Source organism: Campylobacter rectus (genome assembly GCF_004803795.1).
In the GTDB taxonomy this organism is placed as follows: Bacteria; Campylobacterota; Campylobacteria; order Campylobacterales; family Campylobacteraceae; genus Campylobacter_A; species Campylobacter_A rectus.
The window spans coordinates 933,361-956,094 of sequence record NZ_CP012543.1 but is presented as its reverse complement, the minus strand read 5'-3'; the positions used below and the strand labels follow the sequence as shown (position 1 = coordinate 956,094).

General features: G+C 45.1%; 16 protein-coding genes, 2 tRNA genes and 2 rRNA genes. 7 read left to right on the top strand and 13 right to left on the bottom strand.

The features are described from left to right. Positions 1-262 precede the first annotated feature (262 nt). From CRECT_RS04525 to CRECT_RS04485, 9 genes are all read right to left on the bottom strand, one after another. Positions 263-3,752: ribosomal RNA gene (locus CRECT_RS04525) — 23S ribosomal RNA — on the bottom strand. Between the two features lie 674 nt (positions 3,753-4,426). After that, positions 4,427-4,502, bottom strand: a tRNA-Ala gene (locus CRECT_RS04520). Positions 4,503-4,814: 312 nt separating this feature from the next. Further along, positions 4,815-4,891: transfer RNA gene (locus CRECT_RS04515), tRNA-Ile, on the bottom strand. Positions 4,892-5,364: 473 nt separating this feature from the next. Then, positions 5,365-6,875: ribosomal RNA gene (locus CRECT_RS04510) — 16S ribosomal RNA — on the bottom strand. Together the 16S and 23S rRNA genes with 2 tRNA genes alongside form the textbook arrangement of a ribosomal RNA operon. A 456-nt stretch (positions 6,876-7,331) precedes the next feature. Then, positions 7,332-8,642, bottom strand: coding sequence for a DUF945 family protein (locus tag CRECT_RS04505; protein WP_039888756.1), 1,311 nt, complete (start codon positions 8,640-8,642; stop codon positions 7,332-7,334). Next, entirely contained in the window at positions 8,639-9,211 is a 573-nt protein-coding gene (locus CRECT_RS04500) for a DedA family protein (RefSeq protein WP_004320877.1), read from the bottom strand. Before CRECT_RS04500 ends, CRECT_RS04505 begins: the two co-directional genes overlap by 4 nt. A gap of 9 nt (positions 9,212-9,220) precedes the next feature. Continuing rightward, complete coding sequence (locus tag CRECT_RS04495; RefSeq protein ID WP_004320868.1) at positions 9,221-9,811, bottom strand: lipid-binding SYLF domain-containing protein; 591 nt, start codon at positions 9,809-9,811, stop codon at positions 9,221-9,223. A gap of 17 nt (positions 9,812-9,828) precedes the next feature. After that, entirely contained in the window at positions 9,829-11,382 is a 1,554-nt protein-coding gene (gene rny, locus CRECT_RS04490) for a ribonuclease Y (RefSeq protein WP_171992673.1), read from the bottom strand. Then, positions 11,315-11,953, bottom strand: coding sequence for a 5-formyltetrahydrofolate cyclo-ligase (locus CRECT_RS04485; RefSeq protein WP_004320875.1), 639 nt, complete (start codon positions 11,951-11,953; stop codon positions 11,315-11,317). The genes rny and CRECT_RS04485 overlap by 68 nt, the downstream gene beginning before the upstream one ends. Positions 11,954-12,003: 50 nt before the next feature. Here CRECT_RS04485 and CRECT_RS04480 point away from each other — a divergent pair, with 50 nt between their 5' ends. The 4 genes from CRECT_RS04480 to CRECT_RS04465 all read left to right on the top strand — a co-directional run bounded on the left by CRECT_RS04480 (position 12,004) and on the right by CRECT_RS04465 (position 14,702). Next, positions 12,004-12,558, top strand: a complete 555-nt coding sequence (locus CRECT_RS04480) for a TlpA family protein disulfide reductase (protein WP_004320866.1) — start codon at positions 12,004-12,006, stop codon at positions 12,556-12,558. After that, positions 12,558-13,427: a signal recognition particle-docking protein FtsY gene (gene ftsY / locus CRECT_RS04475; protein WP_004320871.1), complete on the top strand. Its 870-nt coding sequence runs from the start codon at positions 12,558-12,560 to the stop codon at positions 13,425-13,427. The genes CRECT_RS04480 and ftsY overlap by 1 nt, the downstream gene beginning before the upstream one ends. 196 nt (positions 13,428-13,623) lie before the next feature. Further along, positions 13,624-14,316 carry a suppressor of fused domain protein gene (locus CRECT_RS04470; protein WP_039888758.1) on the top strand — a complete coding sequence of 231 codons (693 nt, stop codon included), beginning with the start codon at positions 13,624-13,626 and terminating at the stop codon, positions 14,314-14,316. Between the two features lie 17 nt (positions 14,317-14,333). After that, on the top strand, positions 14,334-14,702 hold the full coding sequence (locus CRECT_RS04465; RefSeq protein ID WP_171992672.1) for a hypothetical protein: 369 nt from the start codon (positions 14,334-14,336) through the stop codon (positions 14,700-14,702). Here the strand turns inward: CRECT_RS04465 and brnQ are convergent. Then, on the bottom strand, positions 14,653-15,990 hold the full coding sequence (brnQ, locus tag CRECT_RS04460) for a branched-chain amino acid transport system II carrier protein (RefSeq protein WP_039888417.1): 1,338 nt from the start codon (positions 15,988-15,990) through the stop codon (positions 14,653-14,655). The two genes, CRECT_RS04465 and brnQ, sit on opposite strands and share 50 nt — an antisense overlap. A 175-nt stretch (positions 15,991-16,165) precedes the next feature. On the opposite strand from brnQ, the gene radA reads away from it, so the two are divergent. Beyond that, positions 16,166-17,506 carry a DNA repair protein RadA gene (gene radA, locus CRECT_RS04455; RefSeq protein WP_002945123.1) on the top strand — a complete coding sequence of 447 codons (1,341 nt, stop codon included), beginning with the start codon at positions 16,166-16,168 and terminating at the stop codon, positions 17,504-17,506. Here radA and CRECT_RS04450 read toward each other — a convergent pair. Next, positions 17,481-17,642 (bottom strand): hypothetical protein, encoded by a 162-nt coding sequence (locus tag CRECT_RS04450; RefSeq protein ID WP_002945159.1) that lies wholly within the window; start codon positions 17,640-17,642, stop codon positions 17,481-17,483. The genes radA and CRECT_RS04450 overlap by 26 nt on opposite strands. Before the next feature lie 1,082 nt (positions 17,643-18,724). Here CRECT_RS04450 and CRECT_RS04445 point away from each other — a divergent pair. Beyond that, on the top strand, positions 18,725-18,964 hold the full coding sequence (locus CRECT_RS04445) for a hypothetical protein (RefSeq protein WP_002945105.1): 240 nt from the start codon (positions 18,725-18,727) through the stop codon (positions 18,962-18,964). A 503-nt stretch (positions 18,965-19,467) separates the two neighbouring features. Continuing rightward, the gene (locus tag CRECT_RS12505) at positions 19,468-20,718 is read left to right on the top strand and encodes an acyltransferase family protein (RefSeq protein ID WP_002945125.1); all 1,251 of its coding nucleotides are present in this window, start codon (positions 19,468-19,470) and stop codon (positions 20,716-20,718) included. 201 nt (positions 20,719-20,919) lie between these two features. Here CRECT_RS12505 and CRECT_RS04430 read toward each other — a convergent pair whose 3' ends face one another. Then, positions 20,920-21,510 carry a DUF4276 family protein gene (locus CRECT_RS04430; protein ID WP_002945145.1) on the bottom strand — a complete coding sequence of 197 codons (591 nt, stop codon included), beginning with the start codon at positions 21,508-21,510 and terminating at the stop codon, positions 20,920-20,922. 26 nt (positions 21,511-21,536) lie between these two features. Next, on the bottom strand, positions 21,537-22,706 hold the full coding sequence (locus tag CRECT_RS04425; protein ID WP_039888421.1) for an AAA family ATPase: 1,170 nt from the start codon (positions 22,704-22,706) through the stop codon (positions 21,537-21,539). Positions 22,707-22,734 lie beyond the last annotated feature (28 nt).

Here is a 22,734-nt window from a genome sequence, read left to right as displayed (position 1 = left end):
AAGCTTGTTAGCTTCTTTAACACTGCTATTTAATTGTTAAAAGTCAAATCTTGTTTTAATTAAAAACAAGGTCTTGGTAAGGATCATAGTAAATTTTACTATTTTATTAAATTGAGAACTAGTTTTTCGCTAAGCAAGACAAACGAGCAAAGACGAGGGAGCATACATACAGTATGTGACCGAAGTCTGTAGCGAAGTTTAACGAAGCATAGTAGAAAAATAGGAATCAATTTTACCCTTAACAAGGAAGTGATGCTTATTAAAAGATAAGCAGACGAGCTATTAGTACCGGTCAGCTAAAGGACTTTCATCCATTACACACCCGGCCTATCAAACTTATAGTCTATAAGAGCTCTTAAAAGAAGATTCATCTTGGAGTTGGCTTCCTGCTTAGATGCTTTCAGCGGTTATCTCATCCCGACATAGCTACCCAGCGCTACCCTTGGCAGGATAACTGGTACACCAGTGGTCGGTTCAACCCGGTCCTCTCGTACTAGGGTCAACTCTCCTCAATCTTCTTGCGCCCACGGCAGATAGGGACCGAACTGTCTCACGACGTTCTGAACCCAGCTCGCGTACCGCTTTAAATGGCGAACAGCCATACCCTTGGGACCTGCTCCAGCCCCAGGATGCGATGAGCCGACATCGAGGTGCCAAACCTCCCCGTCGATGTGAGCTCTTGGGGGAGATCAGCCTGTTATCCCCGGGGTACCTTTTATCCTTTGAGCGATGGCCCTTCCACACAGAACCACCGGATCACTAAGACCGACTTTCGTCTCTGCTCGACGTGTATGTCTCGCAGTTAAGCTGGCTTTTGCCTTTATACTCTACAAGCGATTTCCAACCGCTTTGAGCCAACCTTTGTAAGCCTCCGTTACATTTTGGGAGGCGACCGCCCCAGTCAAACTACCCACCAGACATTGTCCTACCTAAGGATAACTTAGGCTAGTTAGCTACCCGAATAAAGAAGGGTGGTATCTCAACAATGGCTCATCGTAAACCGAGATCTACGAATCAAAGCCTCCCACCTATCCTGCGCATCTTTATCCAAGTAGCAGTGTCAAGCTGTAGTAAAGGTCCACGGGGTCTTTCCGTCTTGCCGCGGGTAGGAGGAATTTTCACCTCCACTACAATTTCACTGGATCCCTCTTCGAGACAGCTCCCATCTCGTTACGCCATTCATGCAGGTCGATATTTAATCGACAAGGAATTTCGCTACCTTAGGACCGTTATAGTTACGGCCGCCGTTTACTCGGGCTTCGATCAAACGCTTCGCAGAGCTAACGTCATCAATTAACCTTCGAGCACCGGGCAGGCGTCACACCCTATACATCCTCTTACGAGTTAGCAGAGTGCTGTGTTTTTGGTAAACAGTCGGGAGGGACTCTTTGTTGTAACCTTCTTCGCTTACGAAGTAAATTCTTAACGAAGCTAGGCACACCTTATACCGAAGATACGGTGCTATTTTGCAGAGTTCCTTGAAGAGAGTTCTTCCACGCGCCTTAGAATACTCATCCCACCCACCTGTGTCGGTTTACGGTACGGGCAACTATAACTAAACTTAGAAACTTTTCTTGGCTCGACAGTATCAAGGATTCACACGCTGTTCCGAAGAACTTTGTGTGCCTGTGGGGTCTGGGCTTAAAAAGATCCGGATTTGCCTGGATCTTAACCTACACCTTTCGACCAGCACTACCATCCGCTGGCTCCTCTAACTCTAAGCGTCCTTCCATCGCACATTATAGTTGGCATTGGAATATTAACCAATTTTCCATCGCATACCCCTTTCGGACTTTGCTTAGGACCCGGCTAACCCTACGATGACGAGCATCGCGTAGGAAACCTTGGGTTTACGGCGTTGGGGATTCTCACCCCAATTATCGCTACTCATGCCTGCATGCTCACTTGCATTCGCTCCAGCGCTCCTTATCGGTACACCTTCGACGCTGAATGCAACGCTCTCCTACCACAGTGTCTATGAGTATTTATACTTTACTTAGGCTTGTCTTTTTGCTTTTGTTGCTAAATTTTAAAATTCTAAGAAATTTGAAATTTCTAAATTTAGATTAAGACGTTGCATTCAAATTTGAATGCAAAAAGCGAAGTATCTTTGAGCAGATTTAAATGTTGTGAAGTATTTTTCGATTGAGACTAGCCATATAGGCTGTCGATTGAGAAAAATACAAACTCATTTAAAGATGCCAAAGAGACAAGCTAGTATAAATAATCATAGACACTATCTAAAGCTTCGGTACTCATTTTAGCCCCGTTATATTTTCCGCGCAAAATCACTAGACCAGTGAGCTATTACGCTTTCTTTAAAGGATGGCTGCTTCTAAGCCAACCTCCTGGTTGTTTAAGTAACTTCACATCGTTTTCCACTTAAATGAGATTTAGGGACCTTAGCTGTTAGTCTGGGTTGTTCCCCTCTCGACGACGGATTTTATCACTCGCCGCCTGACTGCCATGATTACGCACTAGGTATTCGGAGTTTGATAGGGTTTGGTACATTGGTGTATGCCCTAGCCCATTCAGTGCTCTACCCCCTAGTGTTACTACATGACGCTATACCTAAATATATTTCGGAGAGAACCAGCTATCACGATGTTTGATTGACCTTTCACCCCTATCCACAAGTCATCCCATGGCTTTTCAACGCCAGCGGGTTGGGTCCTCCACCGGCTCTTACACCGGCTTCAACCTGCTCATGGATAGATCACATCGTTTCGGGTCTGCAGCATCTGACTAAACGCCCTATTAAGACTCGCTTTCGCTACGGCTCCGGGTTTCCTTAACCTCGCCAGACACCACAACTCGCAGGCTCATTATGCAAAAGGCAGTCCATCACACTGTGGATCTGTTTCAATACTAATCTTGGATTGTCTTATCTTGTTCGTTTTAAATTTTAAATTTAATCTATTTATTAAATTTAATCTACGGTTTGAAATTTTAATTTTAGGAGTTTTATTTCTCTTTACTTTTAAAATTTTAAATTTAATTCGATAATTTATAAAAATTATAAAAACAAGATAGATACCGCCCTAAAGGCGCGGTATTTTGAGACGGATTTAAATGTTGTGAAGTATTTTTCGATTGAGACTAGCCATATAGGCTGTCGATTGAGAAAAATACGAACTCATTTAAAAACGCTCAAAAGACAAGCCGTCTTTAATATTCAAACAGACCCACATAGTGCTCTGAATGATTGTAAGTAAATGGTTTCAGGTTCTATTTCACTCTGATCACCTCAGTTCTTTTCACCTTTCCCTCACGGTACTTGTGCGCTATCGGTCTAGTAGTAGTATTTAGGGTTGGATCGTGGTCGACCCGGCTTCAGACAGAATATCACGTGTTCCGCCCTACTCAGGATACCGCTAAGTAAAACAAAGCTTTCATATACGGGAGTATCACCCTCTATGCTTAATCTTTCCAGATTATTCTATTAGCTAAGTTTAGTCTATATCGCAGTCCTACAACCCCGTTAGTAAACTAACGGTTTGCCCTCTTACGCGTTCGCTCGCCGCTACTGGCGTAATCTCTTTTGATTTCTTTTCCTGAGGGTACTAAGATGTTTCAATTCCCCTCGTTCGCTCCATATTAGGTAGTTAAGCTCGCGCTTAACTGGGTTGCCCCATTCAGAAATTCCCGGATCAAAGCCCCTTGACGGCTCCCCGAGACTTATCGCAGCCTGGCACGTCTTTCATCGCCTCTACTAGCCAAGGCATCCACCACTTACTCTTAGTAGCTTACCTTTTTTAGTACTTCTCGCAAGAGCAAAGCTCTTGCTCCGACGGGAAGCGCAAGCGCTCCCTCGACCCACCTAAAGCACAGCGCTTCTTTCGGAAGCGCCGTATAGCTTAAATATTAGATTGCTCTAAAATTTAAACTTAAGCGGTAATCGGATAGAGAAGTTATTAGATTAATATATTCTAATTCGCATCACTTCCTTGTTAAAGGTAACTATTAAATTTAAGATTTCATAACGAAGTCTCAAATTCAGATCTATTACGAAATTTAAATCTCTTACTTTTAAGACGGAAAGCATTGACTAATACCCAGGTAAGTTTTAAATCCTATGATATCTTGTGACGTCAAACTTCTGCATTAAGCAAATAAGCAAGATCTTTAAATCTTTAACAAGTCCTGTAAAATTGTTTTATTTATTAAAACTTGATTGTGACTTTTAACAATGATAAATTAAATAACGTTTAGACTTCTCAGCTTGGCAAAGCCAAGCTTGCGACAAGGAGCTTCGCTCCCTCTACTTCGCTACACTCGTAGCTGCAAGCAGAAGACCCACCTAAAGCACAAAATTGCTTACGCAATTTCGTAAATTTAGAAAGAATGGTCGTTTCCTAAAGTCTAATTAGAAAGCTTGAGTAAAAAGTTCTCTAATTAAACTTTATCTATTATGTTAAACTAATTATGGTGGAGAATAGCGGGATCGAACCGCTGACCTCCTGCGTGCAAAGCAGGCGCTCTCCCAGCTGAGCTAATTCCCCAATTACTCGCCTAGCAGGATAAAACCGATTTATCGCACACAGCGTATTTTTCGGTTCGCTTAAGCTCACAACGAAAAATCCTAAAAAGCAAAGCAGTTTGCTTTTTAATGTGCAAAGCAGGACTCCTGGCTGAGCTAATTCCCCAATTATGGCTCGTTCTTTTTATTTTATACTTCGTCTGTTTTTAATTCAGCTTCGGTCATTATCCATATGATAACTCCCTTGCTTCATTAAAAACTTCCTCGTCTAAAATAAAGACTACTTCGCCATATCTTGACAAGCCTAGTAAAAAAGCTTATAAAAGATTAACTCTGGTGGGCCTAACAAGACTTGAACTTGTGACCTCACCCTTATCAGGGGTGCACTCTAACCAGCTGAGCTATAGGCCCCTCTACTCGTTCTTCTTATTTTATACTTCGTCAAAGCTCGGTCGCGACTGCGTCACGTATTATAGTATTATATATACGCTCCTTATCGCTCGGTCGCTTTTCCTCGTCTAAAAATAAAAACAACTTCGCATCGGCTAAAAATTAACTTATCGATAGTTAAAAAACAGCCTACAATACTTTATCTCTTTATTTTTATCAAATTTAGATAATCGTAAAGATAATCTAAAATCCAATAACCTAAAAAATCAAAGATAAAATTTATAAGTTTTATCGTCAATCTTTCAAAACTAAACAAGGATCGATTGAGTAGATATACTTTTAATCTTCTTTAACGTAGCGACAAGTCGCTACTAAGAAGCAATACTAAGTTACAGCTAAAACGATTGCTTCGCAATCTTATTTAGCATCTGGTATTGTATATCCAAATTTTCCTTTGACGAATATCTTGTGAGAGAATATTCGTTGTACTCTAGAAAGGAGGTGATCCAACCGCAGGTTCTCCTACGGTTACCTTGTTACGACTTCACCCCAGTCGCTGATTCCACTGTGGACCATAACCGGTTTGGTATTTGGGCTTCGAGTGAAATCAACTCCCATGGTGTGACGGGCGGTGAGTACAAGACCCGGGAACGTATTCACCGTAGCATGGCTGATCTACGATTACTAGCGATTCCGGCTTCATGGAGTCGAGTTGCAGACTCCAATCCGAACTGGGACGTATTTTATAGATTTGCTCCATCTCGCGATATTGCGTCTTATTGTATACGCCATTGTAGCACGTGTGTCGCCCCGGACATAAGGGCCATGATGACTTGACGTCGTCCACACCTTCCTCCTCCTTACGAAGGCAGTCTCATTAGAGTGCTCGGCCGAACCGTTAGCAACTAATGACGTGGGTTGCGCTCGTTGCGGGACTTAACCCAACATCTCACGACACGAGCTGACGACAGCCGTGCAGCACCTGTCTTAACATTTCTGCAAGCAGACACTCTTCCATCTCTGGATGATTTGTTAGATATCAAGTCCGGGTAAGGTTCTTCGCGTATCTTCGAATTAAACCACATGCTCCACCGCTTGTGCGGGTCCCCGTCTATTCCTTTGAGTTTTAATCTTGCGACCGTACTCCCCAGGCGGTATACTTAATCCGTTAGGTGCATTACTGCCTCGACTAGCGAAGCAACAACTAGTATACATCGTTTAGGGCGTGGACTACCAGGGTATCTAATCCTGTTTGCTCCCCACGCTTTCACGCATTAGCGTCAGTTAAGTTCCAGCAGATCGCTTTCGCAATGGGTATTCTTCTTGATCTCTACGGATTTTACCCCTACACCAAGAATTCCATCTGCCTCTCCCTTACTCTAGATTATCAGTTTCCCAAGCAGTTTAACGGTTAAGCCGTTAGATTTCACAAGAGACTTGATAATCCGCCTACGCGTCCTTTACGCCCAGTGATTCCGAGTAACGCTTGCACCCTCCGTATTACCGCGGCTGCTGGCACGGAGTTAGCCGGTGCTTATTCCTTGGGTACCGTCATAATTCTTTCCCAAGAAAAGGAGTTTACGCTCCGAAAAGTGTCATCCTCCACGCGGCGTTGCTGCTTCAGGGTTTCCCCCATTGAGCAATATTCCCTACTGCTGCCTCCCGTAGGAGTCTGGACCGTGTCTCAGTTCCAGTGTGACTGATCATCCTCTCAGACCAGTTACGCGTCATAGCCTTGGTAGGCCGTTACCCTACCAACTAGCTGATACGATATAGCCTCATCCTACACCGAAAAACTTTCCCGACTTAACTTATGTAAAGAAGGAGTATAGAGTATTAGCAGTCGTTTCCAACTGTTGTCCTCTAGTGTAGGGCAGATTAGCTATATATTACTCACCCGTGCGCCACTAAGATTAAATAGCAAGCTACTTAATCTCCGTTCGACTTGCATGTATTAGGCACGCCGCCAGCGTTCACTCTGAGCCAGGATCAAACTCTCCATATTAATCTTCTTTAGCGCAAAGCAAAGCTTTGCTAAGAAGCAACACTAAAGACTAAGATTGCTGACGCAATCTAAATTAGTGTCGCATAACCCCTAAAGCACACCGCTTCTTTCGGAAGCGCCGTAAAGAAAGCTATTATACTTATCTTTTTAAATTTAGGTGATTGACATATGAAGTTTTAATCAAAAAACTTTAATTTTATAATTTACAATCTACTATCTTTTAAATTAGCAAGCTAAATAAAAGATGATTGTTTTTAGTTTTTCTACATTAATTACTTTCCAAGGAAAGCCTATTAAGTAGATGGCTCAATCGATCACTTGTTTAGATTTCAAAGATTGACTAATTAGTTTAACAGTGTGAATTTAAAAAACACGCTTTCTGTGAAGCGGAAATTAAAGTATATAGAAAACATGCTTAAACAAATATAAAAATTTGCCTAAGCATGCTAAATTTTATTAAAAAAGAGATTTTAGAGATAAATTTTCGTTAAAGATCAAATCTTGCGTTCTTTTATTGTATTTAAAAATAGTTACGTATTTGCCGCCGTTTTTTATAAATAGCCCGCCATTTACCAGCATAGCGTCTATCCCCTCTTTTTCTTGACCGTTTCCGAATATAAACTCTCCGGGCGTCGTATCGAGCTCGATTTTGCCGCTAAAATTTATAGCGGTCGGAATATTTTGAAATAAATTTTGACTATCTAAGCCGTCGGGATCGATGGAAATTTCAAAATTTGAGACATAGCTCTTGCCTGCCGCATTTTTAAAATTTAGATTTTCAAAAGTAAGCTTCGGCGCTTTTTTTATAAATTTATCAAGCGCTTGCATCGCAACCATCAGTTGTTCTTCGGGCGCCCCCTTTGCATTAATGATATCTTCAAACGCACCTTTATCCAAATTTGCAACTTTTGATTTGATCAAAAAGTCTTTAAATTCAAAATTTGCGTATTTTATCTTTTCTATCGTGCTAGTATCGTCTTGCGTTAGCGTATCGCTTAGCACGATTAGCTTGGAGTCGCTCGTTATCTTTCCGATCTGTAGCGCCTCGGCGCCCAAGCTCACGTCTATACCGCCGAGCTCGAATTTATAAATACTATTTACAAACGCTTTCGAGATCATTTTCGGCTCGATCGGCGTTTCGTATTTCATATCGTAGTCGATATTTTTTACTTTTATGGCGATGCTTTCTTTGCCGGTAAAGTCTATCAAATCGTTTGCAAAAGACGCTCCGGTTATCTTTTTGTCGCCGTTAATAGTAAATTTCAAAAACGATTTGGCGAGATTTATCTTATTGCCGTCTTTTTCCTTTTGCACTCCGGCTAGCTCAAAAATGAAATTTTTATCTCCGCTCAAAGCTCCATTCGCGTGCAATTTGATAGGTTTTGAAGTATCAAATATCTCTTTTACCAAATTTTTATACGGATCGTTTAGATACTCGATATCGCCCGTAATGTCAAATTTGCCCAGCAAACTAGCAAATCCGTGCGAGATATCCATATCGATTTTCATCGTTAGATCTTCCGGCATACCGTATTCTTCGCCGAGAGAGACAAGCTCGTTCATATAGCTTTTAGACAAGGTCACATCGTAGTTTGCATGCGATTTTAGCAGTCCGCCGTCAAATACGCTGTTTTTAACGTCCATACCGTTTGCCTTAAACAAGCTCAGAGCCTCGTTATACTTCTCTTCCACCTTGTTTGCGTTAAATTTTAGTCCGCCAAAAACCACCGCGGCCAAAATCACCAACGAAATCAATAACTTTTTCATTCCGACTTTCCTTTCTTTTTCGTAGCTTGTTGTAGATATATCCAGATGCCCGCCAGCAGCGCAAGCATCGCCGCAGGCATCAGCCAGCCGTTCTCGCCCACAAAATCCCCCGCCCGCGTAAAGGCCTCGCCCGCGTAAAAGCTGCCAAGCCCTAGCAAAATCGCCCAAATAGCGGCGCTAACGACGTTTATGACGCTAAATTTAGCAAACGAATACTTCGTAAGCCCGATGGCAAGCGGCACGAGAGTTTTTAATCCGTAGATAAATTTTTTGAAAAATATTATTTTATTTCCGTGCTTTTTAAATAAAATTTGAGAAAAAGCAAGCTTGCGTTTGTGCTTGACGATATATGGCATCACGGCGGCGCGGTTATATCTGCTGACGTAAAAAAGCAGCGTATCGCCCATAGCGTTGGCTACGGCGGCCAGCACGATACTCACCGTTATGTCCATCTTGCCAAGATGAGCCAGCACGCCCGCTGCGATGATAGCTACCATGCCCCCTCCCAGCGAATACAAAAACACTACCAAATACCCGTAGGTCGATAGCGAGGTTAGCATCTCTTGCAAATTTAGCCTTTAGTATTTCGATATAGCGCTCATAAGCGCGTTGTATCCGTAGCTGTCCATCCTCAAAGGAGCGTCGCTTGTTTTAGCTATCACCGCTCCGCCAAAGCTCGCCCCGGCGAAAAATCCGTCGTTATTCGTGTATGCGTAAATGTCGCTAGTAAAGCTAAAATCGCTCACTTTTCCGTAAAATTTACCCGCATCGGCAAAGGCGAAAGAGGCGTCGGCGTTTATCGTGATTTTGGCGTCTTTTATGTCGGCTACAAGGCTATCTTTTAGGATAAAAAGCACGAGCGAGCTATTTTCGTAGCCCACTTGCAACCCAATACTGCCGCCGCTGACGCTAACCGTCAGCATTTCGCCGGGTGAGTATGGATTTCCCACGAGCATCACGCCCTTGCCGTGCATACCGCCCAGCACGAAGCCGATCTTAGTAATGCTCGGAAAAACGATGACCGCTTTTGCTTTTTGCAGTAAAGCCTTGGTCGGCGCGTCGGCGTTTTTACGCATGGTCGTTATGAAAGAATTCGATGCATTTAGCACGAGCTCGTCGTTGGCGCCAAGTGCCAAAACGCAAAAAATCGTTAATAAAATTTTTCTCATTTTATATCCAAATTTGACTATTTCGCCATCTCGATGGCTCTGGTTTCGCGTATCACATTTACTTTTATCTCTCCGGGATACTGCACCTTACTCTCTATCTCGGCGGCGATCTCTTTAGCTACCAGCACCGCCTCGTCGTCGTTTATGAGCTTGGCGTTTGCGATGACGCGGATCTCGCGGCCCGCGTTTATCGCGTAGGCTTGCTTGATGCCTTCTTTGCTTTTCGCAATATTTTCTATCTCTTCGACGCGTTTTAGGAAGCTCTCGAGCACCTCTCTGCGAGCTCCCGGGCGAGCCGCGCTTAGAGCGTCTGCGGCACAAACGGCGGCGCTTTCTACGCTGGTAGCCTCCTCATGCCCATGGTGAGCGTAGATAGCGTTTATGACGACGGGGTGTTCCTTATAGCGTTTACAGATTTCGGCACCCAGATCGACGTGACTGCCTTCAAATTCATGCGTCAAAGCCTTACCGATATCGTGCAGCAGACCCGCTCTTTTGGCTAGCTTTTCATCGCCACCCGTTTCAGCCGCGATGATGCCGGCTAGGTGCGCTACCTCGAGACTATGAGCCAGGGCGTTTTGTCCGTAGCTGGCTCTAAATTTTAGCTTGCCGATTAATTTCATTATCTCGGGATGAATTTTGCTAAGGCCTAGATCGATGACGATATTTTCGCCCTCCTCCAGGATAGAGGCTTCAAACTCTTCGCATACTTTTTTGTGCAGATCTTCTATCCTCGCGGGCTGGATGCGGCCGTCTTGCACCAAAAGCTCTATCACGCGCGTCGCGATCGCTCTTCGGTAGAGGTTAAAGCTGCTTAACGTGATGGCGTGAGGCATATCGTCGATGATGATATCCACGCCAAGAACCATTTCCAGAGTCTTGATATTGCGCCCTTCTTTGCCGATTATGCGGCCTTTTAGCTCGTCGTTTTTGATATCCACGACGTTTATCAGGCGCTCGGCGGCAAATTCTCCCGCAAATCGCGACGTAGCCTGCGCGAGGATGTAATTCACGCGTTTTTTGGCCTCTCGTTTGGCCTCTTCTTCATGCTTTCGCACGATATGAGCGATCTCGGCGCGGCTTTTTTCCTCTACTTTTTTTAGCACCTCTTCGCGCGCCTCTTCTTGCGTGAGGCCGGCGGCGCGTTCGAGCACTTTCAGCGCCTCTTGCAGCTTGGCTTGATAGCTTGCTTTTAGCCCGAGCCCTTCCTCATAGACGCTTTTAGCTTCGTTTCGCGACCTTTCCAGCTCGGCTCTGCTTTCGTTTAAAATTTCTTGCTCGTTTAGCAGAGTTTGCTCTTTTTTGCCGATCTCTTCAAGCTTTTGAGTGTATTCTTTTTGCAGTTTTACGGTTTTATCGTCGTATTTTTTTTTGGCTTCAAATTCCGCCTCTTGGACTTGGATTTTAGCGTCTTTTAGCGTGCGCTCAGCCTCAAATTCTATCGCTTTAGCCTTTGCCTTAGCCTGCTCTAAAAATATATTATAGTTCGCGTCGTTTATCTTTTTAGCGATGAGATAGCCTGCGCCAGCGCCCGCCGCACCTGCCCCTAAGCCGATTAAAATATCTATCATAGATCCCTCTTTTTGCGTAAATTTTGCTCGGGGTCAGGTAAAAATCACACGTAACGTCGTGATCCTCGGTTATGATTTCATTTGTAAAATTGTCTAAAATTTCAACGAATACCAAGATAGGTCGGTAAGGCAAATTTGCAAAAAATCTATCGTAAAAACCTTTACCGTGTCCTATTCGAGCCATATTTCCGTCCACCCCGATGACCGGAACCACGGCTACGTCTATGCGCTTTTTAAATATCTTGGTGCCAAGAGGCTCTTTTACCCCAAATTTCGTCCGAGATACAAGCGGTAACCTGGATTTTACCATTTCTAAACTAATACCAAGCATAAACGGAACGAAAATTTCATACTTTTTAGCGAGTTTTCGCCTCAAAATGTATAAATTCGGCTCATATGAAAGGGGGTTAAATATCAAAATCCGTTTCGCCCCCAACTCGGTCAGTAAATTTAAAAACGGTTTAAACATCTTATAGTGTTTTGCTTTTGCCGAAATTTGAACCTCTTTTTTTAAAGCCGTTTTCGCGCTGCGCCTAAAATCTTCTTTTTGCAAATTTAACGCTCGTTTCATAAATCTTATGTATAATTCGCCTAATTTCAAATCTCAAATTAGGAAGAACGATGAAAATAAACCTTTTGATTATACCATTTTTGGCGCTTTTTTTGAGCGGTTGCGATAATAAAGCGAATAACGACGCAAATGTCACAAAGGCGGCATCCGCACAGAGTCAAAGCGCGAGCCTCGAGGCGCCTTTTGAGCTAACGCTTATGGACGAAAGCAAGCTAAAACTGCAAAAATTTAGCGACGGATTTAAGGTCGAGGGTAACGACGAGGCGATCTTGTTTAACTTTTTCGCCACATGGTGCCCGCCGTGCAAGGCCGAGATCCCTCACCTAAACAACCTAAACGACAAATTTAAAGGCAAGCTAAAGATCGTAAGCGTGCTAATGGAAGATAAAACAAAAGACGAAATAGACGCATTTATGAAAAAATTTAACATAAATTTTAATGTTAGCTATGGAGAAAATAATTTCCTCTTCGCAAAAGCTCTGGGCGGGGTCGTAGGTATCCCGTATATGGTGCTGTATAAGCCAAACGGCGAATACGCCGCGCACTACGTCGGACTCGTGCCCGAAGAGATGCTGGAGAGCGACATAAACAAGGTGATAAACTAATGCTTTCATTTCTAAAAAAAGGGCTTGACAAGACGCTAGCGGCGATCCGCTCATCAAAGCCCGCCGATAAAAAAATCTCGAAGGAGATTTTAGAAGAGATCCTGCTCGAGGCCGACATCGCCTACGAGATCGTCGAGGAGATCCTCTACTACCTGCCGCCGCAAAACGAGGTCAAAAAAGACGACCTCAAGCGGCTTTTAAATACCTATTTTATATATGAAGAGGGGCGCGAAGCAAAAAGCGGAAAGCCTTTTGTAGAGCTCATTTTGGGCGTAAACGGCGCCGGCAAGACGACCACGATCGCAAAGCTGGCAAATCTTTATAAAAACAGCGGCAAAAGCGTTATTTTAGGCGCCTGTGATACGTTTAGAGCGGGAGCTATCGAGCAGCTGCGTCAGTGGGCGCAGCGAGCGGGCGTGCCTATCGTAGCCACGCAGCAGGGTCACGACCCATCAGCGGTCGCCTTTGACACGATCGGCTCGGCCGTAGCTAAAAATCTGGACAACGTCATCCTAGACACCGCCGGACGCCTGCAAAATCAAACTAATTTAGCGGGCGAGCTAAGCAAAATCGTGCGCATCGCGGGCAGAGCCTACGCGGGCGCGCCGCACCGCAAGATCCTCATCCTGGACGGCACCCAAGGTAACGCAGGCCTTGCTCAGGCAAAAGCTTTTAACGATATGGTGAGCCTTGATGGCGTCATCATCACCAAGCTTGACGGCACGCCAAAGGGCGGAGCGCTTTTTAGCGTCGCGCGCGAGCTGGAGCTGCCGATACTCTACATCGGCACGGGCGAGACGATGGATGATCTTATTAAATTTGACCCGCACGATTTCGTAGATACTATCGTGGATGAAATTTACGCCTAAATCTTACGGGCGTAAATTTCAGCTTTTCGCTAAATTTTATCCGATTTTACCCATCCCTTCCAAATTTCCCGATTTTAAAATCTCGCTTTTTTAAATTTGCGCCCATTTTTTCGAATTTAAGCGCAAACAAGCTCTTCTAAGCCAAATTTAAGTATAATCAAAGCTCGCACAAAAACCACTACGAAAAGAGTAAAAAATGACTCAAGAAGAATACAAAGCAAAATTTAGCGAGGACGACGCGCCCGGCTGGGACGCGATAGAGAGCGCGCTAGAAAAGATCTACAACCCCGCAAACGAGCGCCACTACTCGTCGCAGCTGCATGCGAGTCTGGGCGGCGAGGATTATCTGGCAGGCGTTAGCATATTTGACTCCGTCGAAGGCGCGCACCGCCACGTCGTGAGCTTTGGTATGAGCGAGCTTTACTACGATCCGCAAAGCGCGCAGGAGGAATTTAGCGGCTGGGGATTTGAGTTTAGTATGCGTATCGCGCCGTTTGCGGACGATCCGGACTCGAAGTCCTTTGGCGGCGCAGTAGCTTTGCACGAGCCTTTTTGGGCGATATCTCTTATGCAAAATCTCGCCAAATACGTCTATAAAAGCAAAAAATGGTTCGAGGCTTATCACTTCATACCGACCAATTCTCCCCTGCGCCTTAACACGGATACGAAACTCGTAGGCGTCGCCTTCGCGCCGGACCCGATATTGGGCGGCATAGATACTCCAAACGGCAGAGTCGAGTTCCTCCAGATGGTCGGTATCACGCAGCGCGAGCTAGACTGGCTGCACGAGGACCCGACTACGGGGCGCGTAGAGCGGCTCATAGATATGATGCGCGAGGACAATCCGCTACTAATCACCGATCTAAAGCGCCAAAAAGAATACGTCTAATCGCGGCCGGGTTAAATTTGGCGGCCGGGTTAAATTTGGCGGCCGGGTTAAATTTGGCGGCCGGGTTAAATTTGGCGGCCGGGTTAAATTTGGCGGCCGGGTTAAATTTGGCGGCCGGGTTAAATTTGGCGGCCGGGTTAAATTTGGCGGCCGGGTTAAATTTGGCGGCCGGGTTAAATTTGGCGGCCGGGTTAAATTTGGCGGCCGGGTTAAATTTGGCGGCCGGGTTAAATTTGGCGGCCGGGTTAAATTTGGCGGCCGGGTTAAATTTGGCGGCCGGGTTAAATTTGGCGGCGCGCCGACCTCTGACGAGTTCGGCGCTTTTGCCGCCCGGAGTTAAAAACTATTTTCCCTTTTTTCGAGTACGAGATGCAGTACATAGGTGAGCGCAAAGGTCACGGTACTAGGCACGATCCAGCCTAACATCGAGTCGTAAAACGGCATCATCTTGACAAAAGGCGTGACGAGCGGCACGGAGACGCCGATGATATCCATGCCGTTTACGACGCCAACGACCACGCAGACATAGACGCAGGCGCGGTAGACCAGCTTGCTCGAGTCGATGAGCGGGTTGATGAGGGACAAGATGATGAGCATGATCGCGATCGGGTAGATGGCCACCAGCACGGGGATAGAGCCCTTGATGATCGTGGTAAGGCCGAAATTGGCCACGCCAAAGCCCACTACGCACCACGCTACCGCCCAGATTTTATATTTTATGCGGCCTTTCGTGAGCTCTTCGAAGTATTCGCTAGCCGAGCTTATGAGCCCCAGAGTCGTCGTGAGGCACGCTAGGAAAAAGGCGCTGCCCAGGATCGCGATGCCGGCGCCGCCGAAATAGTGATGACTGATGCGAGACAACATCACGGCTCCGTTTATGTCTTTTACATCCATATCCTTAAAAAGATCCGCTGCGGTCGCGCCTAAGTAGCCCAACATCAAGTAAATACTCATCAAAATGATGCCCGACATCATACCCGCTTTGATCGTCGAGGATACGAGGCGACGCTCGTCTTTGACGCCGACGCCTTTGATCGCGTTTATCACGATGATACCAAACGCCAGCGACGCCAGCGCGTCCATCGTCTGATATCCCTCGACGAAGCCCTTGGCTGCGGCGTGCTGAGCATACTCTCCGCTAGGCGCGGCAAACTCGCCGATCGGGAAAAACAACCCCGCTCCAAAAAGTAACAAAATAAGCGCCAAAAGCAAAGGGGTTAGGTATTTGCCGAGTAAATCTACTAGTTTTGACGGATTCATACAGATATAATAATTTAGCGCAAAATACGCCGCCGAGTAAAAAAATAGCCAAATTTGCAGATTTTCGGCTGCGATAAAAGGCTTAATCGCGATATCAAAGGGCATATTCGCCGCGCGAGGTATCGCAAAAAGCGGCCCGATCGTGAGGTATAAAAGCGCGGTAAAAACCACGGCAAACACCGGATCTATGCGGCGCACCAGGCTTTGAAGTCCTTTCGCGCGAGCTATCGCAGCGACGCCAAGCACCGGCAAAAGCACTGCCGTAGCGCAAAAAAACATAATCGCTATGTAAAAATTTTGCCCCGCTTCGCGTCCTAAATTCGGCGGAAAGATAAAGTTCCCCGCGCCGAAAAACATCGCAAAAAGCGTGAGCGAGATAACCAAAAATTGATTTCTACTAAGTCCTTGTTTCATAAACTTACTCCGTTTTGAGTTTAGAATACGAGATTGTATTTATTTAAAGTTGAATTTTCGTTGATATGGGCTAAATTTGACGATATTTCATACGGCAGTGTTTCGATTTGAAATTTAACCATGCATCAAGAGTAAAATTTAAACATTTTAAAGTATAATCGCGCAAAGGAAAAATATGGCGAAAATAAAAACGGTATTTGAGTGTCAAGCCTGCGGCAATCAGCAGAGCAAATGGGTCGGCAAATGCCCTCAATGCGGGGCTTGGGATAGCTTTTTAGAGCTAAACGCGCAGCAAGTCGAAACGCTAAAAGAGATATCCAAAAGCTCCGCAAAACCGAGCCTCGCAAAGCAAATCAGCGAGATCGAGATCGAAAAAGTAACGCGTATCAGCACGCAAAATAGCGAACTGGACCTGGTTCTGGGCGGCGGCGTCGTGGAGGGCTCACTGGTGCTGATCGGCGGAAGCCCCGGCATCGGTAAGAGCACTTTGCTGCTAAAAATCGCGTCAAATTTCGCCGCCCAAGGCAAAAAGACGCTCTACGTGAGCGGCGAAGAGAGCGCGAGCCAGATCAAAATGCGCGCCCAGCGCCTAGACGCGGTAAAGGACGGGCTGTTTTTACTCACGGAAATTTTACTCGAAAACATCCTCGCCGAAGTGCGCAAAAACGAGTATAAAATCCTCGTCATCGACTCGATTCAGACCCTTTACAGCGAGAAAATCGCCTCCGCGCCGGGCTCCGTATCGCAGGTGCGCGAGATCACCTTCGAGCTTATGCGACTAGCCAAAAACGAAAATATCTGCGTATTTATCATCGGACATATCACCAAGGACGGCTCGATCGCGGGGCCGCGCATCTTGGAGCATATGGTGGACGTGGTGCTTTATTTCGAGGGGGATTCCAGCCGCGAGCTGCGTATGCTGCGGGGTTTTAAAAACCGCTTCGGCTCGACTAGCGAAGTGGGGATTTTCGAGATGAGCGAAAACGGGCTAATCAGCGCCAACGACGTCGCGGGCAAATTTTTCACGCGAGGCAAGGCCGCTAGCGGCTCGGCGATCACTATCACGATGGAGGGCTCGCGCGCGCTTAGCGTCGAGATCCAGGCGCTCGTGTGCGAGAGCGCGTATCCTAAACGCAGCTCCACGGGCTTTGACAAAAACCGCCTGGATATGCTACTGGCGTTGCTTGAGCGCAAACTCGAGATCCCGCTGGGCCACTACGATGTTTTCATCAACGTGAGCGGCGGCGTCAAGATCGGCGAAACGGCGGCCGATCTAGCCGTAGTCGCGGCGATCATTTCCAGCTTTAAAAACCGTCCGATCAGCAAGGAGAGCGTATTTATGGGCGAGCTTAGCCTAAACGGCGAGATTCGCGAGATATTTAACCTCGACCAGCGCCTAAAAGAGGCCAAAACGCAGAAATTTAAAAATGCGATCGTGCCGTCTAAACCGCTTGACGCGCAGGGGCTAAAATGCTTCGTCGCCGGCGATATCACGCAGGTTTTGGAGTGGATGTGACGGTTTTTGCGGTGAGATACGCGGATAAATTTAAATGCGCAAACTCGACGGCGATGGCGTAAAATTCGGTCAAATTTCGGTTTTTTGATTTTGATAGATTTTGCAGCAGCGCGCAGCGAGGTTTGGCGCTCGCCAAATTTTACCGACCAAAACCTGCACCGCAAAAACGCTCTACTCGGCGGCGACCGCATAAAATTTGGAATAAATTTACGACGCGGAGATTTTGCCGCTAGATTTTATTAAATCCGTCGCCGTTTGACAGACGCGCAAAATTTGACCAATCAAAATTTAGCGAACCGCGTAAGGCGCGCTTAAATTAATTTCGGCGGCGATTCGGAGCCTTTGGCGTTAAATTTTAGCTTGATTTACCGCCTAAACTTACGCGAGGTTTCAACTGCGCAGTTTGAGCGACCTACCCGCAGGCTAGGACCCGCATTCCAAAATGCTTTTAAAAAATGAACGCCCTTTAAAAGCAACGAAAAACAAAATGTAGGCGCTTTACCTTAGTCTAGCTCGCAAAGGCTCTCTCGGGCGGGCGCGAGGAGAAATACCCTCAAACGTAACGCAAGAAATTTTAAAATCATCGACAAATACGCGCTAGAGGTAAATTTAGAAATTTTAAACGCCGCTGCAAGATCCTCGGCGCGTCAAGCCGCCGTCTTTTCTTAAATTATTCGCCCTCAATAAATTGTTTGCAAGATCCTCGGCAATGTCAAGCCGATTGGCGGAGATTCGAATTCGTCGCTTGGAGTTACGATAGCCGCCGTAAATTTTCAAATTTTCACTCAAACCAAAAATCAGAACGAAACTTAAAAATGCGGCAATTTTCGCAAACATTTAAATTTTCACCGCAGATTTAATTTCGTTTGTAAAATTTAAAGACGACGCAAAGGAGCGATTTTGTATCTCGGCATTCGCGACGGCACGGTCGAAGGCTCGAAAAATTATAATTCTATACAGCCGTTTGCGGTAAATCAGTTAATTTTTTACAGAAAATTCGCAGGCTAGTTTTTGCGTATCGGCGTTTAAAAACAAATTTGCGACGATTTAAATCTATCGCGCGATGCGAAACCGCGTAAATTTGAACCGGCGCAAACGAGCGCGTCGGCGATGTCTGCGATAACCGCACTCGTATCAAAGATAAAATCCAAGACGGCAAAAACGGTCCGCTATGACGCAAAGGAAATTTAAGCAATATAACCGCAAAAACAGGCGCAAATGCATAAATTTACGGTAAAATCAAAACTCAAATACGGCAAATTTTACCTTGCCGAAAAAAGGCGGCGCGTCAAAATCCGCAAATTTACGCGTCCTTGGGCGCAAAAGCGTAGCAGCGATGCAAAACGGGAGCTATGCGGGCTTTTACCGATATCCGTAAAATCGCTAAAAAGTCGCAAAAACGGCGCTCAAATAAATCAAATTTGCGTCAAGGCGCAGCAAAACGAAGCTAAATTTTAAAAAGCGCAAAGGCGGTTTAGCTAAAAAAGGCGCCAAAAATAGGCCCTCTTCGCATAAAACGTAAAAATAGAAAAAGCAAATTTTACGTCAAAGCGATGCTCCGTAAATCGTGACGACCTGGTGGTTTCGCGCCTATATACGGGTTTGAAGGCAGGAAACTCCGTCCGTAAATCGCGGCGTTTGGGGTGGCTTTTCGCAAGCGTAAATTTTACGTCAAAAAGCGGCGCAAGACACGGTATCGGCGCGCCCAATATATTTTCGCAAGCGTAAATTTTACGCAAGAAGTATAAAAGCGGCGGCGAATTTTTCGCGTTAAAAAGCAAGAATCGATAAAATTTAAGCTTTCTTTCGCAGAGAGCTCAAGCGTCAAATTCTCGCGCTAGAAACCGCGCCGCTTTTTACGGGAGTGCAAAACGGCTCAAGCGGCGGAAAAATTTGACGAAAATAGCAAAATTTTGCGCCGAATTTTGCCAAAAACGCGATAAAAACAAAATAGGAACAAAATGTTTGGTTATATCAGATTTATTTTAGCGTATTTCGTGCTGCTATCGCACGTTGGTGTCGGGCTGGCGGGCAAAAATATCGGCGTTTTTGCCGTCGTGATATTTTACATCCTAGCAGGGCTCGTCACCTCAAAGGTCTTTATCAAAATCGCTCCGCAAAACGCGCAGATAAGCTACTTTGTGAAGGATAGATTTTTGCGTATTTATCCTGCATTTTTATTTGCATTCGTGCTCACGGCGCTGTTTTTTTGCGCGACCTCTTATTTGCAGCCGCATTTTAGCGCGAAAAATCTGCTCGCAAACGCGCTCATCGTGCCGCTAAACTACTTTTTTTGGCTCGATGTCTCCGTCATTGACGCACCCGCAGGGCTAAATTTCCTCATACCGCCCGCATGGTCGCTGGGAGCCGAGCTTCAGGCCTACGCCCTGCTCGTGCTTGCGATCAAATTTAGACGGCTGGGCTATGCGCTAGCCCTTGGCTCGCTGGGCGTTTATGCGGCTGCGAATTTGGGCTTTATAGACTCCGACATTTACGGCTATAGGCTCGTTTGCGGCGTATTTTTTATGTTTTATACGGGATTTTTGATTTATCAAAAGCAACATAGCAAGCTCGCCGTTTTTTACTCGGCGATGACGGCGCTGGCGTGTTATCTTTTTTACTCGCGAAATTTCGGCGTTTTTAGCGTGGAGACGGCGCTCGGCTATCTTTTTGGCGCGGCGATCGTCTATATCGTGGCTTGGTTTATAGAGCCGAAACTAAAAGAGCAAAGCGGATTTAAATTTGAGCTTTTTACGCTTTTTAGCCGAAAATCTACACGGATAGATGCTGCGTCCGACCCCTCGCAGACAAGCGTGATAAAGGGCGAAACGCAAGCCTCATTAAACGCGATAAATCGCGCCCAAACGCCTTTAGATAAAATGCAAAACGAGGCGCGACTACTCTTTGATACAGCGAAAAACAAGGCGCAAAGACTCACGGACGCGGCTCGCGAAACGGAGCAAGCGCAAACGACAGCGCAGATCAAATCGGCAAGTAAAAAAGCAAATTTAAGAGCGAAATTTAACGACATCGCAGGCTCGCTCTCGTATTCGCTTTTTATCAGCCACTTTCTTTTTATCTGGATTAGCAGGTTTTTATTTGGAAGCGTAAATTTAGCCTTTATCACGGCTGCTTCGGTCGTCTTCGGACTGGTAAATTTTTATCTCATCGAGAGAAAAATAAATAAAATAAGGTTTAAAAAGCATTTTTAAAAACGTCTGCTTAAATTCGGTATTTTTAATGTAAAGTACAGACGATATACATAATCAAATATAAAATACGATGCTTAAATTTGACATTTTTAGTATGAGGGTCGCGCTTGACTACCTTGCGGGTGCGGTGCAGGTTTGCCCTGGGTTGGTTTATAGAGCCAAAACCAAAAGAGCGAAAAAAGATTGCGTATAAAATAGTTTTTAGCAATTATTTTTTAGATAATCAAAAAATTCCCGTGCATATTTACCATGCTTAGCTACCTTATCGCCGTCCAACAAAGCAAGTATCTTAAAAGAATGTTTCCCTTTATCATATGAGCCCTTTGTCGTTTTTTGCGTAGATTTTCTCAATCCCTCGTTTAGCGCATCTTTGTCTATCCGCTCAAAATCACTCTGTTTAGGGAGTTTCGTTTCATCAAATTTGCTTCCAAAGAAATTTTTAAGCGCTTGGGTATCGGACAAAAACCACGACTCCATCATAACAACCATAAAAAATATCTTATCCTCCATCATATCTTTTATGCCGCTCCATTTATCGTTTTGTCGTATGTGTTCTACCTTTGAATCTACCGTTATCAACCCTTCGCTGTCTATAAGCAAGATGACACTTTCATTTTCGCTTTTTGTTTTCAACCCCAAACAAAAATCCTTAAACGCTTCGCCTCTCGTTCCGCAAGCAACGATTTTAGAGGGCTTTATTCTCATTTTTTCAAACAGTTGCCTAAAGCCGGCTCTAAGCTCTATATTTAGCTGTCTTTTGCGACCGCCTTCTATATAAATCGTTGTTTTCAAAACCTATTCCCTCCTAATCGTTGTTTTCAAAACCTATTCCCTCCTATTTGCCCTTTATTCCAGAGTTCGCCTAGCGTATAGCGCTCAAGCCAATCCTTAAGCTCGTCTTTATCAAGTCTTTTCATAGTAGTATAACCGTCATCGTTTTCGCATACGATCACATCTTCGGGCGAATCCGTCAGTGCATCTATGATTTCGTCAGAATGCGTAGTAACAACGATCTGCACGTCTTCGGAAACTTCTTTTAACGTTTGCGCCACAATCGGTAAAACATCAGGATGCAGCCCAAGCTCAGGCTCCTCGATGCAGAGCAAAGAAGGTTTATAGGGATTATATAAGACGGCAAGCAAGGATAGATACCGCAATGTCCCGTCCGAAAGCCTAGTGGCCGGTATACTGTAGTTTTTCTCGTTAAAAAATATCTGAACCGTAGCGCCTTCTATAATGACGCCGTAGTCCTCAAACCGCGGGTATAAAGCTCTCAATTTTTCCAACAACTTTTTTTTGAGTAAAGGATGAGCTGAAATTTTGTTTAATATAAGTCCTAAATTTCTATAATTCTCCTCCAGATAATCATTTCTCATATCCGCCATTTGAGGTTGCCTTGGCATAGCGTATCTACCGAAGGTCCACTCTCTATATATCCGTATCTTTTGATACTCCTTACTTATCTGCGTTATTTCGGGATATTGATCGGGGTCTTTTATCTGGGATAAGATGGATTGTTCGGGGTCTATATCGACTCTTTGGAGTTTCCTTTCTTTACCTTTTACGTTAAGCAATGGATGATTATGGCGGAATCGATAATAAAAATACGGCCGATCTTTAGAGCCGTCATACGACCTGCTGTCCTCTATACTCTCATCTTGTAGATCAAATTTATTGCCGGTCTCGTTAAAAGCGATATGGTGCCTTATGGGGATATCGTGTTTTGCTCCTTTGATATCCAAAACGACTTCGATATAAGCAGTCGGCTTTGTTTCTCCTCTATAAAGCCACGTGATAATGCCGCCGTTGTCTTTTACCGGAGAAGCAAGATAACCGGGAGCCGATTGCAGCAGACTTATGGCTTCGATAAAATTTGATTTACCGCATCCGTTAGAACCGACCAAAACATTAAATTTGTTTAATCGTAAGCTTATGCCTTCGTTATTAAATGAAAGTAGATTTTTTATCGATATGGACTCTATTAGCATCTTATAATTTCCTCTAAAATATAATAAT

Coding starts and splice junctions, on each gene's coding strand:
- CRECT_RS04505 (WP_039888756.1), bottom strand. CDS start 8,642: ATGAAAAAGTTATTGATTTCGTTGGTGATTTTGGCCGCGGTGGTTTTT.
- CRECT_RS04495 (WP_004320868.1), bottom strand. CDS start 9,811: ATGAGAAAAATTTTATTAACGATTTTTTGCGTTTTGGCACTTGGCGCC.
- rny (WP_171992673.1), bottom strand. CDS start 11,382: ATGATAGATATTTTAATCGGCTTAGGGGCAGGTGCGGCGGGCGCTGGC.
- CRECT_RS04485 (WP_004320875.1), bottom strand. CDS start 11,953: ATGAAACGAGCGTTAAATTTGCAAAAAGAAGATTTTAGGCGCAGCGCG.
- CRECT_RS04480 (WP_004320866.1), top strand. CDS start 12,004: ATGAAAATAAACCTTTTGATTATACCATTTTTGGCGCTTTTTTTGAGC.
- ftsY (WP_004320871.1), top strand. CDS start 12,558: ATGCTTTCATTTCTAAAAAAAGGGCTTGACAAGACGCTAGCGGCGATC.
- CRECT_RS04470 (WP_039888758.1), top strand. CDS start 13,624: ATGACTCAAGAAGAATACAAAGCAAAATTTAGCGAGGACGACGCGCCC.
- brnQ (WP_039888417.1), bottom strand. CDS start 15,990: ATGAAACAAGGACTTAGTAGAAATCAATTTTTGGTTATCTCGCTCACG.
- radA (WP_002945123.1), top strand. CDS start 16,166: ATGGCGAAAATAAAAACGGTATTTGAGTGTCAAGCCTGCGGCAATCAG.
- CRECT_RS04445 (WP_002945105.1), top strand. CDS start 18,725: ATGCATAAATTTACGGTAAAATCAAAACTCAAATACGGCAAATTTTAC.
- CRECT_RS12505 (WP_002945125.1), top strand. CDS start 19,468: ATGTTTGGTTATATCAGATTTATTTTAGCGTATTTCGTGCTGCTATCG.
- CRECT_RS04425 (WP_039888421.1), bottom strand. CDS start 22,706: ATGCTAATAGAGTCCATATCGATAAAAAATCTACTTTCATTTAATAAC.